This is a genomic window from Pedobacter sp. GR22-6, from assembly GCF_037402555.1.
In the GTDB taxonomy this organism is placed as follows: Bacteria; Bacteroidota; Bacteroidia; order Sphingobacteriales; family Sphingobacteriaceae; genus Pedobacter.
The window spans coordinates 747,706-765,037 of sequence record NZ_JBBEUC010000002.1 but is presented as its reverse complement, the minus strand read 5'-3'; the positions used below and the strand labels follow the sequence as shown (position 1 = coordinate 765,037).

Below are 17,332 nucleotides of genomic sequence, written 5' to 3'. Positions count from 1 at the left end.
TTAATTCTGTTGTATGTTAAAGTGAGCAATCAGGCTGTAAACTGCTACATCAAATTCTTTATTTGCACTAAACTCTTCCAGCTCAGCCAATACCTTGTCATTGGATTTAGGCTGATAGAAGAATACCATAAAAGGTACAAATAGTTCTTCCATTTCTTCACCCAGTTCAATCATTCCGGCATGACTGCAGATATCTTCTACACTGCTTTCCACCAGGTTCTGGTTACTGATCAGGTCTTCGTAGATGTGGAATTCATCCTGAAACTCATCTTCTTCCACCAACAGGAATTCTTTTAAGAAATCGCCCAGTTCAGGCTTGATCTTTTCGTCGTGGCACTCATTGATGTACAATAAGAGGTTTAGCAATTCAGTTCCCCTGTCAATAGTTTCTTCTTCAATGTTTTCCCACTCCGGCGAATCCAGGTAATCCTCTTCAAGTTTCTTCACATCGGAAGTAAAGAAGTTGATCATCAGCAAATCAAAAAAGACTTCCCTCAGTTCATCAAAGTCCGGATATTCGTCGAACACCTCGTCAAATTCCTCTACCTTTTCCAAAAAGCCAAGATCTTTACTGAAAACCTCCACAAGACCGTCTTCCAGCTTGATTGAATCTTTTCCCGATGCCGCAGCAAATTTATCCAGTGCTGCGATCAGCGCAACTTTTACCTGATTATCCATATGATTGTACTTGTTTATTGTTATATACCAACTGAACTTTGCCGATCAGTTTTTTATTTAATAAGGGAGAATTAGATGATTTCGAAAAATTAGCTGCACGATCGTATACCCATTCCTGCAAAGGATGGTAAACCGTGAAATTGGCTTCTTCACCTTCTGCAATCACCGGCACAGTAAGCCCCAGTAATTTACGTGGATTGATCGACAGTTTCTCTGCAATGGTACCAGCATCGAGTCCCGCTTTCAGCAATAAGGGAAGTACGGTTTGCAAAGCGATGATGCCATAAGAAGCAATCTCAAACTCTACATCTTTGTGTTCGATCTCATGCGGACGGTGCTGTGATGCTACCGCATCTATGATGCCGTCTTTCAATCCCGAAATCAGGGCTTTGACATCAGACTTACCACGCAGTGGTGGCTTCACTTTATAATTGCTGTCGAAATCGTTCAGCAGCTCTTCTGTAAATACCAGGTGATGCGCAGCTACATCGCAGCTGATCTTTACACCATCTCTCTTCGCCCGCTTGATCAGGGCTACCGAACCGGCAGTAGAAATGTTGCTGATGTGTACAGGTGCATCATGATAAGTAGCGAGGAAAATATCCCTGCTGATGTGCATTTCTTCAGCCAAGGCAGGTAAGCCTTTCATGCCCAGCAATACGCTGGTCTTGCTCTCATTGATCTGCGATTTCCCGGCAATATATTTATTTTCCGGATAAACCATCAGCAAACCGTTGAAGCCCTGTGCATATTGCAAGGCCCTGCTCATGAAGCCATCATCTGCAATCGCTTTGCCCCCATCGGAAAAAGCAACCGCACCGGCCTGCTGCATATCATACAGCTCGGCCAACTCCTTACCTTCCATTTCGCGACTTACCGCTCCGATCGGAAGTACGTCCACCAGGCTACCTTTGGCTCTGTTGATGATGTATTCCACTTCGGCTTTAGACTGTACTACAGGCCTCGTATTCGGCAATACCGCGATTCCGGTAAATCCTCCTGCTTTCGCAGCAGCGGTAGCCGTTTGAATGTCTTCTTTCGTCTCGAAACCCGGGTCACCGATGGAGCAGTTCAGGTCAAAGAAGCCCGGCGACAAAATTGCTCCCTCAGCTGCAAAGACCTGCTCATCTCCTGATGTTTTCAAGTTAGCGCCAATTGCAGTGATCTTTCCCTGCTCTACACGCACATCACATTTCTGTTGGTTGAAGGGGCTGTTTGGATCGGCAATGGTTATGCCCGTGATGAGAAGATTCATGATAATGGTATGGTTTTTTTATGATTAAAAAATCTGATCAATAGTATTTCAATGGCTAAAAAAACAATACCTAAAATTAGGCAAAGTTTCCATAACTCAGTGCTGTTATTTTGAGCCAGTATGTTCAGAGAATTGGCGTCTTTTTTAGAATTGAAGACTGAAGCCTGTTGTTTACCGAATAAGCTTTTCAGCTCATCTTCATCGGCATAATGCATATCAGACTCCGTCCGGTTGTCGTTGAAGGCAATCACAGCCAGAGTCGAATCGCCCTTCATCAAGGAATAAAAGCCAGCTTTTTTCACCTGATCGGCTACATAGAGTAAAGTTTTATCTGCTGTCTGCCGCAGCTCAGGAATCACTTCATAACCCTCAGAAACGAGCTTTAGCGATTGGTTCTTCAACAAGGTAATGCGCTGGCTTTCCAGCAGGTCACTATTTCCGGTAGTATAGTATAACGGCTGTTCACGTGCGCTGGCAAAAGCCGCTTTGTACATTAGGGGCAGGAATGTCGGGTGCTTTGGCAAATTGCTGTCTTTCAGGTTCAATGATACGGCAGAAAGGTAAACCTTACCCGCCCCAAGACCATAAGCTGCAAAAAGGGATTTGTTCAGGGGCAATTGCAGAATATCCTGTTTCGCAGACCTGCTCTGATCCTGGTAACTGAAATAACGGTTCACCACCGGCAAGTCCATATTTTTAGGAATTTCCCCGAAGACTTCTTTAAACATCGGGTTCTTTAGATCTATGGTACTCGTTACTGCAGCCCCGGCATTCAGCTCCTTTACCGCAGGCAGGGTCATCGCGTTTAAAAAAGCCGTGTATATGTTGCTTCCTGCTTCCAGATCCGGAAATACCACCAGGGAACCTCCATTTTGCACATAAGTTTTCAGTTGCTGTGCCAGACCGGAGGACGGTTCCTTCAATCCAGTCAGTACAATGAGGCTATACTCCCCAAACTCCGAATAACGGATGTTTGCTTCCTGCATCACACTCAGCTTAAAATAGGGGTCTGCGCCGTACAGGGAAGAAATGAAATTTTCTGAAAGGTCACCTTTAAGCTCCAGGACCTTCATTTGCTCCTTCACCTGGAAGCTGAAGTTCAGCTCATCGTCAAAAGTGAGGGGAAAGTCCTTAATGCTCAACACAGCTTTTTGCCAGCCTGCTTTAAGTCCACTAAAACGCAGGGTATCTTTCAGCGATTGTCCGGCCGCAACAGCCACATTGCTGATCGCTTTCTGTTGCCCATTAATGCTCAGCTTTAGCGGCAGGCCTGTTGCTTCTTCTTCTCCATAATTGCGCAGCTGTACCACGAGTTGCTCTGCCTGCCCTGGCTGATGTACGGGAGAAAGGCTCCATACACTATCTACGGCAATGTTCGGCAGCTCATTGGCATTCAGTTTCACAAAATGATATTGCAATGCTTTATGCAATTGCAGCGGCTTGGTGCCAACGAAGCTTTTTTGAAAATCAGATAAAAAATAAGTCAGTTGATTTCGGTTCGGCGCCAGGTCGGCCTGTTGCCTGTTGATCACCTGTTGTAAACTTCTGCTGGTCGCAGAGATTTTCAGTTCATCCAGTAAGCGAATGAACTCTTCTCTATTGACCAGGCGCTGGTGCCTGCCCTCAAAATCGTTGCTCAGGAGTTGGAACTGATCATTCAGTCCATAAGCCCTTACAATTTCCTTAGCCTTGCGTTTCGCTTCATCCAACAGGCTCCCTTCTTTATTCACCGACTCCATACTATAAGAATTGTCGATGTATACCGTGACCACATTTCGCTGCCCCGGGGTAACCCTTGCGCCGGAAGGAATATAAGGTCTGGCAAAAGCAAACACCAGAAAAACTACAGCCAATATCCGGCTCAGCAAAATCAACAGGTGTTTGAGCTTCTCCCGGGAGGAATTCTGTTCCTTCGCCTCTTTCAGAAAAGCAACATTGCTAAAATAAACCTTCTTAAATTTTCGGAAATTGAACAGGTGAATCGCAATAGGAATCGCTATTGCCAGCAGCGCTAAAAGAAAACCTGGGTAGAGGAAATTCATTAAAAACCAAAGGTAGAACTTTTAAAGGAATTTCCTCATTGCATCCCATAAAGTTTCGTCTAAACCATACACATCCGGGCGAAATACTATTTTTCCATGGTCAGACCATGCCGTCACGTAGTTGATGAGGATCGGGAGCGGCTTCCTGACACCAAACCATTTTGGTTTCAGCTCAAAGACATTTACGGTATCGGCCTTTTTCTCTAGCTTTTTCTTGTACACCGTCATGCGGGTCGTATCTACAGGTGGCAGGTTTACCTCCATCCTCAGGTCATCGTACTGGTATTTGTCCTTCACCAGGTGTTCTGCGAATTCCAGCGGACGCTCTACACGCACACAACCATGACTAATCGCCCGGTTACTTAGCTTAAAGCCATTTTTGTAATTGGTATCGTGCAGGTAAATGCTGGAACCATTTTCAAAGACGAACTTGAACTTGCCCAATGCATTGTCATTACCAGAGCCTTGCTTGAACTGGAAAGGCAATTTCTCCCTTGGATATTTATTCCACTGGATGGTATCCGGATCATTGATCAGCTTTCCTTTATAATAGACTTTGATGTTGTTGTTGGACAGATAGTAAGGATCTTTCCTGGCCATCCAGTAGATCTCGCTCCGGGCGATACTTACCGGTATATTCCAGATTGGGTTTACCTGTATGGAATTGAACTTGCTCAGCAGGATCGGCGTCTCATGGTTCTTGGGTTTATCGTCGAGGTTACCTGAAGCAGCGAACAGCTTTTGTTTCTCTTTATAGTCCTTTTCCCGTTTGCCACCCACACATACCCGCATGTGCGTTACGGTATCCTGCTTATTGAACCAGGTGAGCGTAAAATCAGGAATGTTCACTTCTATATATTCCTCTCCCAGGTCCGGCATTTTCCAACGCAGGCGTTCCATATTGGCCAGCAGGGTTTTCGCAGTAGGGTTATTTGCCCCCGAGTCCTGCTGTAAGACCAGATATTTTTGCTGCAGTCTGCGGTAGGTATCGGATTTTGGCTGAATATCAGCGAGTAAAAACTGCAGGTCTTTGGTCGCCAGGACTTCAGTTACGCTCAGACTGTCCGGACGTTTCACCTGTACGTAGTAACGACTGAAAACTTTCTTAGGGTTCAGCACACCATAGGTCAGGAAATTGCTGTACTTAATTAAGGCCTCCGCAGCATTGAGTTCCAGATCTGCAATAACCGGATAAACGTCCTGCATATCCTTGAATTTATTAGCAGATAAATCTGCCAACAGCTCCTTTAGTTCCGCATGGCGGAACAATTTAGGATTAAAACCATGATCCCTGCTCCTGCCCGTATAAGCAACCAGGGCCTCCAGTCCGCCATTGGCAAAAAATTGCGTCACCAATACCGGTTGCAGTTCCTTACTTTTATAAAACGCCTTTAGGGTCTTAGGATTGGTGAATTTACCCACCAGGCTATCCATGTGTTTTTGGAATACCAGATTATATTCAGCAGTATCAAATTTCTTGTAGCGCTTATCGTTAAAATGTTCAGACAGCACCAGACCGATTTCAGGGGTTTCCCTAAACCAGTTACAAGAAGCCAGCAACATCAAGAGCGGAATAATAAATAGCAGTGTTTTTTTCAAGACGGTAAACCTATAATAGCTGGCAAATTTAACCAATTAAACCCAGTACTGCGAATACGATGCCAGCATCCTGAAAAAATAAAAAAAGATCGAATTACAAATTACTCAGTATAATGAGTAATTTTACTCAGTACACTGAGTAATTTGTAATTTATGTTCCAAAGACCTTATTTAAAGAAACTTACAGCACGAATCAAAGAACAAAGAAGATTCATTCAAGTGGTTATGGGACCACGACAAGTAGGAAAAACCACTTTGGTGAACCAACTTTCCGAGCAGATCGACATGGAAACCTATTTCGTATCTGCAGATGCAGTGCCTTCTTCCGATACTTCGTGGTTGGCCCAGCAATGGGAAACTGCAAGGCAACAGATGCAGATCCACCAGCGTACTGAATTTCTTCTAGTCATTGACGAGATCCAAAAAATTCATAACTGGAGTGAAATGGTGAAACTCCTTTGGGATACTGATACCCGGGAAAACCGCAAATTGAAGGTCATCTTGCTCGGTTCTTCCAGATTATTGATTCAAAAAGGACTTACCGAATCACTTGCAGGGCGTTTTGAAGCCACTTATATGCCGCATTGGTCATACCAGGAGATGAGCACTGCCTTCAACTGGACACTGGACCAATACATTTGGTTTGGTGGGTATCCAGGCTCCGGAGATTTGATCAGCGATGAAGAACGGTGGAAGAACTACATCAACAATTCCCTGATCGAAACGAGTATCTCAAAGGACATCCTGATGCTGACCCGAATTGACAAACCTGCATTGATGCGCAGGCTGTTTGAACTCGGCTGTCTGTATTCCGGACAGATCCTCTCCTTCACCAAAATATTAGGCCAGCTCCAGGATGCCGGAAATACGGTGACACTCTCCCACTATCTGGAGTTAATGGATACCGCGGGGCTATTGGGTGGCATTGATAAATATGCAGCGGATGTAGTAAGGAAACGTGCATCCAGTCCGAAATTCCAGGTACACAACACAGCCTTGATCAGTGCACAAAGCAATGATCTCTTTGAAAACATCAAAAACGATCCCAAAGAATGGGGCAGAATAGTAGAATCAGCTGTCGGTGCACATCTGCTCAATTCAGGACTAAGTGAGGGCTTTAAAGTTTATTACTGGCGCGAACGCAATGATGAAGTTGATTTTGTGCTGGAGCGTAGAGGTAAAGTCATCGGACTGGAAGTGAAAAGCGGAGCCGATCAAAGCAATTCCGGCTTAAGTGAATTCCAAAAGAAATTCAATCCCGACAAGGTATTGATCATCGGCAAGAGCGGCTTAAGTGTCGAGGATTTCTTAGGTATGAATCCAGTGGAACTTTTTTGATAAATTAACTAAATCGCCTTTTCCAAAGGCGGTAAAGTTTTATCAATACCGTCGTAAGAAGGAAAAAGAATGCTAAATCTACTAAAAGATAACTCAACCTGAACCATTTGATTAAATCACAATCAAAGCATTTACCGCTCGTGTCTTGCAGAAAAACAATTGGAAATCCAATTCTGGTAAGTCCATCATGAACTCCATAAAATGTGCTCATCATTAAAGTAGTGGATAAAAATAGCAGAATCGACAGCGTCAGCGTTTTTACGGAAGAAATCATTTTTCGATCTTAGGATTGATTGGAGGATGGGTTTATGTCTCTATAGAGGAAAGGTGTCTTTCTAGCTTTTTACTAAAATATTTTCTTGATTCAGTATAGCCTTGCCTTTCATAAAACCGGTGGGCATCCGTTCTCCTGATATTACAATGCACCTGTATACGGTCACAATTTCTTTCAGTAGCCAATTCAACGCAATATTCCTCTAAGGCTTTACCTATACCTTTACTACGTGAGTTGGCATCTACTGCCAAATAGCTGATGATCGCAAAATCACCAACCAATGCGAGTTGAGGCACGAAATGTATAGACATCACAGACTCCACATCTCCCCTCTCTTCATACACGACGAGTACATGGCTCGAGTCTCCCAACAATTGGAGAATTTTTTCCCGCAGAAAAACCGGCTCAGTCGGATAGCCCAATTGCGCTAACAAATCGCCGATTTTCACTATATCTTTATCATTTGCTATTCTGATTCCCATTGTGATTTATTGTCTTGATATTTCTGGATTATAATATGTGATGTATTTTTTGATACACTTGTCAAATCTAGAACTTTTGACTTCAAACATTTTAACCGTATCGATTTTATCCGAGTTGGGTTGATCAGCATCTTTCTCTAAATACCTCAGATCGAATTTGTGTAAAACCAAAACTCCTCGACAGAGAACCCGTTCAAGTTGACACCGTATTCAAATAAATATTCCAAATCTGGATCAGTGACTACTAGATTCCGTTCTACAAAACTGTTAACCACAACAATTTCCAAGAGTTGATGCTTTTTTAACTGACCGACTTGAGCCTCAAACTCTTTGGAAACAAACATCATTGGATATTTCTTCCATAGGTAAATCGAAAGTTTTCCTTCATAATCAACTGTAGCCCAATTTTCCTCGCCTGCCCAGTGGTTGGGAACTAGACCTTGACTTTTGATTTCATTAATGAAATCAAAAAATATACTTACTGACCATGTGTTCTCTATATTAATAGCCTGTCGTATCTGAAATGTGATATCTTTCATAAATTACACTCACATTGGTATGGGATAGCTTAATAGTTTGATTTTATCAAAAGTACCGTAAAAATAAACTTTATCATCTGAAACTCGATCAAGCCAGATTAGCCGCTGAAGTTCTCCTATAAAGGTAGACTCTAAAGTTTCAATATTGATTTTCGTTAATCTAAAAGATGTACCAAATAATTTCCTAATCTGCATGGGAACATATATATATGTTTCGTCAGCGAGTGCCGGTCCGCCAAACTTGCCGACAAGCCGCCTACTATTAATTGAAAGTGAGCCTACGACCGGGCCTCCCTGGGATATTTCCATGGTGTCCAGAAACTCAATGGTGACTCCCAGGTTGACCTTTAGTGTATCAAAATCTCTTGGCGTTTCGAAATTATTCATTAGCTGGTAGTTTACAAGCTTAGTTGAGCCGGGTTTGTCAAGACTAAAATCATCTAGTTGACCCACATCAGCTATTTATTAATTAGGTTCATATGTTCTCCATGTGGAGATTTCGGAGATAGTATCCACCTCTTTTCGGGCCAAAGTGTCCAGTCAATTTTCACCCAACGCTTTCTGGATCCCCTGGACCTGGCGCTAGGTATTTCTGCCTGATAAATGCGCTTAGATAAGCGTTAGTAGCCTCCCCAATTCAATTCTTTATAACTCTGTGTTTAGAATCCAGATTTTACCCTATTTTCAGTACGCTGAGCTTTCTGAAACTGCTCAGCAGACCAGGAATGCAGACCCCATATAAATGATGATTCAAAGCCTTTAAAATCAGTCAAGTGGATACTTTGGCTGAAATTAGTGGACATTTTGCAGCGAAATGGCTGGACAGCGGATTCCGAAATCAGGTGGACAGTATTGCCGAAACCTCCACATAACCTGGTAAATGGCCTTCAGGGTTACCTATCTAACATACATATTAAATCAACACTCCAATATTTCCTTGAACACACGTTCATTTACTTTAATAATTTTATATAGTATTGGTGTCGTTAATGCCAGTGAAATAACAATCGGCATAATAATATTATTGGTATAAACTCCGAATGTTGTAACTAGCATCACTGTAACAATGTAATACGAAAGTGATGTCAAATAAATTAACTCTAAGTATATTCCATCATCAGTTTTCTCGGTAAATATAAATTTACCTTCCCCTATTCTGTTGTGAAAATCTGATCTTGATTGTCTCCTGTTACTAAATTCGTCTTCCATAAAAATTATATACCCTGGAGCCCTCTCGACTATTCTATAATGGTTATTTAATAGATATGTATTTATCTTTTCTTCTAAAACTTTGGGGTCAATTTTGAGCGACTTTTTGATTTTGTATTTGAATTTCATTTAATTTATCCTTACTCAAAATAATTCTTTTATACATTTTATTTGTAAGAACACGGTTGATGCCATACTTTTTTAACGTGTCAGTTCTATATAAATAGCATAATCAATTTTCTCATAATTAATTGTGATCCTTATACCACATAAAATTTTAGTATTCTATCAATCATAACTTTTGGATCCTTTGGAGGCTCATAGGAACAAGCATTTTCTCAAAAAGAAGACCGTCGTTTATGGTAATAAATATATTGTCTTAAACCAAATCATCATCTCTCAAACCCACCTTGCCAAGAACATCTATTAATACAATACGCTCACAACCAAACTCTATTATTCCATTTTCATAATCTTGAATCTTAAAGTTAATCTTTTCAAGACCGCTACCTGAAATATCCCATATATCAAATCCTGTAACTTGCTGCAATTGTGAGGTTCCGAAATTTAGAGAAAAATTGGAAACGCTATCAAAACGAAATTTTAATTCAAAGAAATTACTGAATAGGTCAGGCCAGTTATGTCTGTCCTTTCTAGACTGGCAATATACCTCCATTAAAATATTTTTATCAAACCATTTTATACTCTTAATAAACGCAACATTTGATGGATCCCATTGAGGATATATTTCCAAGATTTTATTTAAGTCTATTATCTTATTCATTTATTAAAAATCATGAACCCAAATAGGTTAATCACTAAACATTTAAGGCGCTCTTTGATTTAAGCCGTCTTCCGGAAATGTACATAATCTTTATAATGCGCTCCAAATTTTTCCAAACCTAATCCTGCTTTCTACTCTTTCAAGAAATCTAGCCTCCCCAGCAGCTCAATTTTAACACAAAATCCATATTAACAATAAAGATAAATTACTATCAAAATACTTAATGAATCCAAGATGAATCCAAGATGAGTCCAGGTTGAGTCCAAGTTTTACTAGAAAAACTTGGACTATTTCTGTTTTCATATTATATTTGTTTTGCTTTCATTTAAACAGACTTGAGTTGTGATTTAGGAATTAATTAAGACACTATGGCCAAATTTGACGGAAAATATTTAAGAGGGATGGCAGGTCCCGTGACCAACCGGGAATATCGGGGAATGCAATTGGTGCAATCAAACCCAGTATTCGGTCCAAGTAGTCAAACTGAAGGAACAAAAACTGCATCAGGTATTTTTGGCCAGGCAAGTACCCTTGCCTGCTCTATAAGAGATAATCTTGAACCATTTATTAATGGGTTTTATCCGGGCCCTATGATTACCGATTTAAACACTGAAGTGCTCTATTGCCTACGAAACTGCATTAATGAGAGCGGAACAGCCTACGCCCCCAGCCACAATAGCTTCAATAAACTGGACGGCTTTGAATTCAATGCTAATTCTCTAGTGATCAACCATCTATTGACTGATCCGGACCTGAGCCTGCAGGGAAATATATTGAGCGTAAACCTCCCGGATATTTATAAAACTGACGCTATCCAGTTTCCCAAAACAGCAAAGGGTTGTTATGTTCACGTCGGGTTTGGCTTTCATGACCTCCAACATAAAAAAATGACGCTCAGCCCGGTACAGTCAATCAAGATTTCGAAGGCTGAGCTTAGCGGAGTCGATTTATCTGCCCATTTTGATTTTGAAGTCCAGCCTGGCTGCCTGTGTATAGCGGTCATCTCCCTTGAATTTTACAAAACCACCCTCTCTGGCGAACTGTCTTTAAACAGCAAAACCATGAACCCGGTCATGATCCTCGCTGCTTTCATGGCCGAAGGGAATACTAACCCAGACATTACGAAAAAATGGAGCCAGGATATGAAATTCAAGCTCGAGATTAAAAACAAGTTTTAGCCATCATTGCAACTTAAAGCCGATGGGTATGGTGTATCGTACCCGCACGCGCTTTCCGTTTTGAATCCCGGGGATCCACTTTTTACTGGCCCGTAATACCCTCATGGCTTCCTCATCAGTGCCTCCCCCCAGTTTTCGCTCCACGCGCACATCCGTCAGACTTCCATCCTTTTCAACGGTAAAAGAGACCAATACCGTACCCTGGATGTTGTTTTGAGTGGCCATATCGGGATACCTGACAGCCTTTCCTACATAATCATAAAACTTTTCCATACCCCCGGGGTAGACAGGCTGCTGCTCCAGGCTCTGAAAATCGTATACTTTGGTGTCCTCCACTACGGCAGCTTGCTTGGGACCATCTCCCGCAGCCGTTGCGATCACGATATCAGCATCCGGATCTCCGGCGATGGTCTTCTGTCCGGGGTCGGCTTTCTTCAGGTCTTCGATAGTGGGTGGCTCTTCATCGCGCACCAGTTCATCCGGCTTCACGATGGGCGGTGGAAACTTCACCTGATCCTGCTTCGGCGGCGGCGGCTCCACAGGAGGTGGCGGCGGAGTTTCCGGGTTCACTGGTGGCGGTGGCTGTACAATCACTTCAACCTGCTTTACCTCTTCTACCATCGGTTCCTCCGCTTTAAAGAAGGACGCAATTTTAGGCGAAAGGAACAGGAGTACAAAAGCCGTGGAGGCGATCAGCAAAGATTTGGCCATATTGGAAGCACTCCTTTGGCGCAAATCATAAGCACCATAGTCTTTGTTCTTTCCGGCAAAGACCACGTCCAGCCAGTCTTTTTTCAATAAGTCGATTTTCTTTCCCAGCATCTGATTGAGTTTAATTTTTGAAAAGGGTTAATTACATCAGCATCAAAGGCTTGAATTTCAAACTCCCCATTCACTCCACACCAGATTCAAGCATAAACAAACGTATAACTAAAATATTAGTTATGCAAGAATAACTAACTAAATTTTTAGTTTTTAGATATTGGGGTGCTTTCCTACAGCTTCGTCAGTATGCCTGAATGTATTAAACTACTGGCTCAGAGGCTTTTTCAATTTAAACCCAATTTAATTTGGATTTGCATTTGCATTCTATATATTTGCATCGCCTCAGCATGCTAGTCATTGTTGATAAGGAACTTAAATAATAAATGAAAACAACTTTGAACCATCACTTACATTTGCACCATCGCCAATTGGCGATGTATATGTAATGTTTTGTACTTCAAAACTTGTTTCCGACCTTATTTCCTTGTTCAGTATCCAACAATATCAAACCAGCATCAGTGAAAACACTCAAAATTGCTATCCAAAAATCGGGTAGATTAAACGAAAAATCAGTAGAGATCCTTAAAAATTGTGGTTTATCATTCGAAAACTACAAAAGCTCATTAATATCAACAGTCACTAATTTTCCTCTGGAAATCCTTTTCCTGCGGGATGATGATATCCCTGAATATGTTCAGGATGGTATTGCCGACCTCGGTATCGTAGGTGAAAATGTCATCGTAGAAACGGCGGCAGATGTGACCTACCTGCAGAAACTGGGCTTTGGAAAATGTACCCTAAAAATTGCCATTCCCAACGAAAGTCAGATCACAGAAGTGGCGCAACTGGAAGGTAAAGCCATCGCAACTTCCTACCCTGTCATCCTGGAAAAATACCTGAAAGACCAGAACGTAAATGCCGAGGTGAGGACCATCTCCGGCTCTGTAGAAATAGGTCCGGGACTGGGTCTGAGCGACGCGATCTGCGACATCGTTTCTACCGGCGGAACACTCAAAAGTAATGGCCTGAAACCTTTCTCGGAAGTGATGAAATCGGAAGCGGTACTGATCGGAAAAGAAGGCTCTGAACTCTTGCCTGAAGTACAAGAATTGCTGCAGCGGATCCGCTCGGTACTGCGCGCCAAAGAGACCAAATATGTAGTGTTGAACGTTGCCAAAACCAACCTCCAAAAGATCGTCGATTTACTGCCAGGGGTAAAGAGTCCGACGGTAGTTCCTTTGTTCGATGAGGACTGGGTAGCGGTTCACTCTGTCATAGCCGAGTACGATTTCTGGGAGAAAATCAACAGCCTGAAAGCTGCCGGTGCAGAAGGAATTGTGGTGATGCCAATCGAGAAAATCATCGCCTAGGATTTGGTTGCAATGCCTACTTCATTGCGAGCAACGCAAAGCAAACTCAGCTGTGATTGCTTCGTCGTTCCTCCTCGCAATGACGCAAAAACCACAAAATCTCATTAACCAATAGTTAAACTAAAAACATAACACATTGAAATTCTACAGTTATAACAATTTATCTCAAGATCAGATTGAACAAATCTGTTTGAGACAACTGGAAGACGACAATAGCATCCTGGAGCGGGTAAAGGAGATCGTGGCCAAAGTGAAAACTGATGGCGACCAGGCTTTGCTCGATTACGCAAAGGCTTTCGACAAGGTGGAACTGCAACAGTTATTCATCGGCAAGGCAGAAATCGAAGGCATCGCTGCGACGATCCCTGCTGAAGCAAAAGCAGCGATTGATACTGCATATCAGAACATCCGGACTTTTCACGCTACACAGGCTCATATGGAGCCTAAAGTGGAAACCATGGAGGGTGTGGTATGCTGGCGCGAAAGCAGAGCCATTGAAAAGGTAGGCCTGTACATCCCCGGAGGCTCGGCTGTATTGCCAAGTACCTTCCTGATGCTGGGCATCCCTGCAGTGCTTGCAGGCTGTAAAGAGATCGTGGTTTGTTCACCGCCCCAGCAGGACGGCAAGACGAATTGCTACGTGGCTTACAGCGCCCTGAAACTGGGCATCGAACGCATCTTTCTGATGGGTGGTGCGCAGGCCGTAGCAGCCATGGCTTATGGTACGGAGACGGTGCCACAGGTCTACAAGATCTTCGGTCCGGGCAACCGTTATGTGACCCAGGCGAAGCAATTGGTACAGTCGGCAGCAGGTACTGCGATCGACATGCCGGCGGGCCCTTCTGAGGTTTTGGTGATTGCAGACGACACTGCCATTCCGTCATATGTGGCTTCGGACCTCCTGGCGCAAGCAGAACACGGAGCTGATTCTCAGGCGATTTTAGTTGCCACCTCAAATGAAATCATAGCTAAAGTAATGAAAGAAGTTCAACTGCAAATTGAAGCACTGCCCAGGAAAGCGGTAACGGCCCTGGCCATTGAAAATTCCTATGCCGTATTGGTAGATGACCTGCAACAGGCGATGGCTTTCAGTAATGTTTATGCACCGGAACACCTGATCCTGGCTACTGAGCGATTCGAATCACTTATTCCATTGATAACCAATGCAGGTTCCGTATTTTTGGGCAACCTGACGCCGGAAAGCGCGGGAGATTATGCTTCGGGAACGAACCATACATTGCCAACAAGTGGCTTTGCCAAAGCCTATTCGGGGGTATCACTTGATTCTTTTGTGAAGAAGATCACCTTCCAGCACATTAGTCCCAAGGGATTGAAGAACATAGGCGGCACAGTAGAGGTCCTTGCGGCAGCGGAAGGACTGGATGCGCACAAGAACGCGATCAGTATACGGCTAAAATAGATGCAGAGTCATCCTAATGCGGCAAGTGCGGTCGTCATCCTGAGTTTAGCTCAGGATCCCGCACATGATTAAACCGGCTTAAACGAGATCCTGAGCTAAACTCAGGATGACGAAAGCTTAACTCAAGATGACGAAAGCTTAACTCAAGATGACGAAAGCGAGACTCAGGATGATGAGAACAAACTCAATTAGAAGTACAAAATGGATATTAATAATTTACAACGAGAAAACATCAAAAACCTGAAACCGTACTCTACGGCAAGGGATGAATATAAAGGGCAGGCCAGCGTATTTCTGGATGCAAATGAGAACAGTTTCGGCTCGCCGCTTGCTGAGCAGGATGGCATGACCAGAAGCTATAACCGCTACCCTGATCCACTGCAACTGGACCTCAAAGATGCGATCAGTAAGATCAAAGGAGTACCCATTGAAAACACCTTCCTGGGCAATGGCAGTGATGAGGCGATTGACCTCCTCTATCGTGCCTTTTGTGAGCCCGGAAAAGACAACGTGATCATCCTCCCTCCTACCTATGGGATGTATGAAGTTTCGGCGGGAATCAACAATGTGGAAGTCCGCAAAGTGAACCTCCTCCCGAACTTCCAGCTGGACCTGGATGGTATCGCCGAAGCAATCGATGCGAACACCAAACTGATCTTCATCTGCTCTCCCAACAACCCTACCGGCAACTCGATTGTCCGCACCGATATCGAAACCGTACTGGCCAATTTCAAAGGGCTGGTGGTGATCGATGAGGCCTACATCAACTACGCCAAACAGCGCACTTTTATCCAGGAGCTGACGGAGTATCCGAACCTGGTGATCCTGCAGACTTTTTCCAAAGCATGGGGCCTTGCCGCATTGCGCCTGGGTATGGCATTTGCCGCCCGTCCGGTGATCGACATCTTCAATAAAGTGAAGCCGCCGTACAACATCAATCAGGCTACACAGGACATCGCTCTGGAAGCTTTGAGGAACATCGCACAGGTGAACGACTGGATCAAGGTGACGGTAGCAGAAAGGGAGCAGCTGAGTGCCGATCTTGCGGAACTGGAAAGCGTTAAAAAGGTATACCCTTCGGATGCGAATTTCATCCTGGTAGAGATTGAAAATGCGAATGCAGTGTATAACGAATTGGTGGAGCAAGGCATCATCGTCAGGGACCGCTCTAAGGTAACGCTCTGCGAAGGATGTCTGCGCATCACGATCGGAACCCCGGAAGAAAACAAAACGCTCGTAGCGGCGCTTAAAAATAGATAAATGAAGAAAGTACTTTTTATAGACCGTGACGGTACGCTGATCAAGGAACCCGCGGATGAACAAATCGACTCTTTTGCGAAACTGGAGTTTTATCCGAAGGCTCTGTATTACCTCTCGAGGATTGCGGCTGAACTGGATTATGCCTTGGTGATGGTGACCAATCAGGATGGACTTGGCACCGACTCCCATCCGGAGGAAAACTTCTGGCCGGTGCACAATTTTATCATGAGCACTTTTGAAGGTGAAGGTGTACGCTTCAATGAAGTGATCATCGACAAGACCTTTGCCCATGAGAATGCGGTCACGCGTAAACCAAACACGGGACTGCTGCAGCATTTCTTCAACGAAGGTTATGACCTGGCCAATTCTTATGTGATTGGCGACCGCCTGAACGATGTGATCCTGGCCAAAAACCTGGGCGCAAAAGCCATCTGGTTGCGCAACAATGACCTGCTGGGGGCCAATGAACAAATGGAAAAAGCGGAAGTTCTGGGAGATTACATCGCCCTGCAGACTTCAGACTGGGTAGACATTTATACGATGCTGAAAGCCGGAACCCGTGTGATCTCACATGAGCGCAATACCAATGAGACGAAGATTGCGATTAAGATCGATCTGGATGGTACGGGAAAGGCCGACATCCATACGGGACTGAATTTCTTTGACCACATGCTGGACCAGATCGCCCGTCATGGCAGCATCGACCTGACCATAAAAACGGATGGGGACCTGCACATCGATGAGCACCATACCATTGAAGATACAGGTATTGCATTAGGTGAAGCTTTTGCCAAAGCGATTGGCAATAAACTGGGACTGGAAAGGTATGGCTTCTGCCTGCCGATGGACGATTGCCTGGCGCAGGCGGCCATTGACTTTGGCGGCAGGGCCTGGATTGTCTGGGATGCGGAGTTTAAGCGCGAAAAGGTGGGCGACATGCCAACGGAAATGTTTTACCATTTCTTCAAGTCCTTTACCGATGCGGCGAAGTGTAACCTGAACATCAAAGCAGAAGGCGACAATGAGCACCACAAGATAGAGGCGATTTTTAAAGCTTTTGCCAAAGCGATTAAAATGGCGATTAAACGGGATGCGGAAAAGTTAGTCTTACCGAGTACCAAGGGAGTCTTGTAGTAATA

At 43.8% G+C, this 17,332-nt stretch carries 16 protein-coding genes; 6 read left to right on the top strand and 10 right to left on the bottom strand.

Annotated features, from left to right (window positions below; translation table 11 throughout):
* The 4 genes from WAE59_RS10835 to WAE59_RS10820 are packed head-to-tail and all read right to left on the bottom strand — an operon-like array spanning position 1 to position 5,574.
* A complete protein-coding gene (locus tag WAE59_RS10835; RefSeq protein WP_337855978.1) occupies positions 1 to 678 on the bottom strand; it encodes a hypothetical protein in 678 nt (225 codons plus the stop codon).
* The gene (locus WAE59_RS10830) at positions 671 to 1,933 is read right to left on the bottom strand and encodes a dihydroorotase (RefSeq protein ID WP_337855977.1); all 1,263 of its coding nucleotides are present in this window, start codon (positions 1,931 to 1,933) and stop codon (positions 671 to 673) included. The genes WAE59_RS10835 and WAE59_RS10830 overlap by 8 nt, the downstream gene beginning before the upstream one ends.
* The gene (locus WAE59_RS10825) at positions 1,930 to 3,975 is read right to left on the bottom strand and encodes a BatA domain-containing protein (RefSeq protein WP_337855976.1); all 2,046 of its coding nucleotides are present in this window, start codon (positions 3,973 to 3,975) and stop codon (positions 1,930 to 1,932) included. Before WAE59_RS10825 ends, WAE59_RS10830 begins: the two co-directional genes overlap by 4 nt.
* A gap of 21 nt (positions 3,976 to 3,996) precedes the next feature.
* Positions 3,997 to 5,574, bottom strand: coding sequence for a L,D-transpeptidase family protein (locus WAE59_RS10820; RefSeq protein ID WP_337855975.1), 1,578 nt, complete (start codon positions 5,572 to 5,574; stop codon positions 3,997 to 3,999).
* A 225-nt stretch (positions 5,575 to 5,799) separates the two neighbouring features.
* On the opposite strand from WAE59_RS10820, the gene WAE59_RS10815 reads away from it, so the two are divergent.
* Positions 5,800 to 6,912 (top strand): ATP-binding protein, encoded by a 1,113-nt coding sequence (locus WAE59_RS10815; protein WP_337855974.1) that lies wholly within the window; start codon positions 5,800 to 5,802, stop codon positions 6,910 to 6,912.
* A 306-nt stretch (positions 6,913 to 7,218) separates the two neighbouring features.
* Here WAE59_RS10815 and WAE59_RS10810 read toward each other — a convergent pair whose 3' ends face one another.
* The 5 genes from WAE59_RS10810 to WAE59_RS10790 form a co-directional block, all read right to left on the bottom strand.
* Entirely contained in the window at positions 7,219 to 7,668 is a 450-nt protein-coding gene (locus WAE59_RS10810; RefSeq protein WP_337855973.1) for a GNAT family N-acetyltransferase, read from the bottom strand.
* A gap of 146 nt (positions 7,669 to 7,814) precedes the next feature.
* Positions 7,815 to 8,207 carry a hypothetical protein gene (locus tag WAE59_RS10805; RefSeq protein WP_337855972.1) on the bottom strand — a complete coding sequence of 131 codons (393 nt, stop codon included), beginning with the start codon at positions 8,205 to 8,207 and terminating at the stop codon, positions 7,815 to 7,817.
* Between the two features lie 9 nt (positions 8,208 to 8,216).
* Complete coding sequence (locus WAE59_RS10800) at positions 8,217 to 8,594, bottom strand: hypothetical protein (protein WP_337855971.1); 378 nt, start codon at positions 8,592 to 8,594, stop codon at positions 8,217 to 8,219.
* 531 nt (positions 8,595 to 9,125) lie between these two features.
* On the bottom strand, positions 9,126 to 9,545 hold the full coding sequence (locus tag WAE59_RS10795; RefSeq protein WP_337855970.1) for a hypothetical protein: 420 nt from the start codon (positions 9,543 to 9,545) through the stop codon (positions 9,126 to 9,128).
* A 250-nt stretch (positions 9,546 to 9,795) separates the two neighbouring features.
* A complete protein-coding gene (locus WAE59_RS10790) occupies positions 9,796 to 10,200 on the bottom strand; it encodes a hypothetical protein (RefSeq protein WP_337855969.1) in 405 nt (134 codons plus the stop codon).
* Positions 10,201 to 10,568: 368 nt separating this feature from the next.
* Here WAE59_RS10790 and WAE59_RS10785 point away from each other — a divergent pair, with 368 nt between their 5' ends.
* The gene (locus WAE59_RS10785) at positions 10,569 to 11,378 is read left to right on the top strand and encodes a hypothetical protein (protein ID WP_337855968.1); all 810 of its coding nucleotides are present in this window, start codon (positions 10,569 to 10,571) and stop codon (positions 11,376 to 11,378) included.
* A 3-nt stretch (positions 11,379 to 11,381) separates the two neighbouring features.
* On the opposite strand, the gene WAE59_RS10780 is transcribed toward WAE59_RS10785, so the two are convergent.
* A complete protein-coding gene (locus WAE59_RS10780) occupies positions 11,382 to 12,200 on the bottom strand; it encodes an energy transducer TonB (protein ID WP_337855967.1) in 819 nt (272 codons plus the stop codon).
* Positions 12,201 to 12,661: 461 nt separating this feature from the next.
* Here WAE59_RS10780 and hisG point away from each other — a divergent pair, with 461 nt between their 5' ends.
* The 4 genes from hisG to hisB all read left to right on the top strand — a co-directional run bounded on the left by hisG (position 12,662) and on the right by hisB (position 17,327).
* Positions 12,662 to 13,513: an ATP phosphoribosyltransferase gene (gene hisG, locus WAE59_RS10775; RefSeq protein WP_337855966.1), complete on the top strand. Its 852-nt coding sequence runs from the start codon at positions 12,662 to 12,664 to the stop codon at positions 13,511 to 13,513.
* 136 nt (positions 13,514 to 13,649) lie between these two features.
* Positions 13,650 to 14,933 (top strand): histidinol dehydrogenase, encoded by a 1,284-nt coding sequence (gene hisD, locus WAE59_RS10770; RefSeq protein ID WP_337855965.1) that lies wholly within the window; start codon positions 13,650 to 13,652, stop codon positions 14,931 to 14,933.
* A 201-nt stretch (positions 14,934 to 15,134) separates the two neighbouring features.
* Entirely contained in the window at positions 15,135 to 16,193 is a 1,059-nt protein-coding gene (gene hisC / locus WAE59_RS10765) for a histidinol-phosphate transaminase (RefSeq protein ID WP_337855964.1), read from the top strand.
* Positions 16,194 to 17,327 (top strand): bifunctional histidinol-phosphatase/imidazoleglycerol-phosphate dehydratase HisB, encoded by a 1,134-nt coding sequence (gene hisB, locus WAE59_RS10760; protein ID WP_337855963.1) that lies wholly within the window; start codon positions 16,194 to 16,196, stop codon positions 17,325 to 17,327. It abuts the gene before it with no gap.
* Positions 17,328 to 17,332 lie beyond the last annotated feature (5 nt).

Bases quoted from the DNA above. Each gene is read 5' to 3' on its own strand.
- WAE59_RS10810 (WP_337855973.1), bottom strand. From the start codon at position 7,668: ATGGGAATCAGAATAGCAAATGATAAAGATATAGTGAAAATCGGCGAT.
- WAE59_RS10825 (WP_337855976.1), bottom strand. From the start codon at position 3,975: ATGAATTTCCTCTACCCAGGTTTTCTTTTAGCGCTGCTGGCAATAGCG.
- WAE59_RS10835 (WP_337855978.1), bottom strand. From the start codon at position 678: ATGGATAATCAGGTAAAAGTTGCGCTGATCGCAGCACTGGATAAATTT.
- WAE59_RS10830 (WP_337855977.1), bottom strand. From the start codon at position 1,933: ATGAATCTTCTCATCACGGGCATAACCATTGCCGATCCAAACAGCCCC.
- WAE59_RS10805 (WP_337855972.1), bottom strand. From the start codon at position 8,207: ATGAAAGATATCACATTTCAGATACGACAGGCTATTAATATAGAGAAC.
- WAE59_RS10800 (WP_337855971.1), bottom strand. From the start codon at position 8,594: ATGAATAATTTCGAAACGCCAAGAGATTTTGATACACTAAAGGTCAAC.
- WAE59_RS10790 (WP_337855969.1), bottom strand. From the start codon at position 10,200: ATGAATAAGATAATAGACTTAAATAAAATCTTGGAAATATATCCTCAA.
- hisB (WP_337855963.1), top strand. From the start codon at position 16,194: ATGAAGAAAGTACTTTTTATAGACCGTGACGGTACGCTGATCAAGGAA.
- WAE59_RS10785 (WP_337855968.1), top strand. From the start codon at position 10,569: ATGGCCAAATTTGACGGAAAATATTTAAGAGGGATGGCAGGTCCCGTG.
- WAE59_RS10815 (WP_337855974.1), top strand. From the start codon at position 5,800: ATGGGACCACGACAAGTAGGAAAAACCACTTTGGTGAACCAACTTTCC.
- WAE59_RS10780 (WP_337855967.1), bottom strand. From the start codon at position 12,200: ATGCTGGGAAAGAAAATCGACTTATTGAAAAAAGACTGGCTGGACGTG.
- WAE59_RS10795 (WP_337855970.1), bottom strand. From the start codon at position 9,545: ATGAAATTCAAATACAAAATCAAAAAGTCGCTCAAAATTGACCCCAAA.
- hisC (WP_337855964.1), top strand. From the start codon at position 15,135: ATGGATATTAATAATTTACAACGAGAAAACATCAAAAACCTGAAACCG.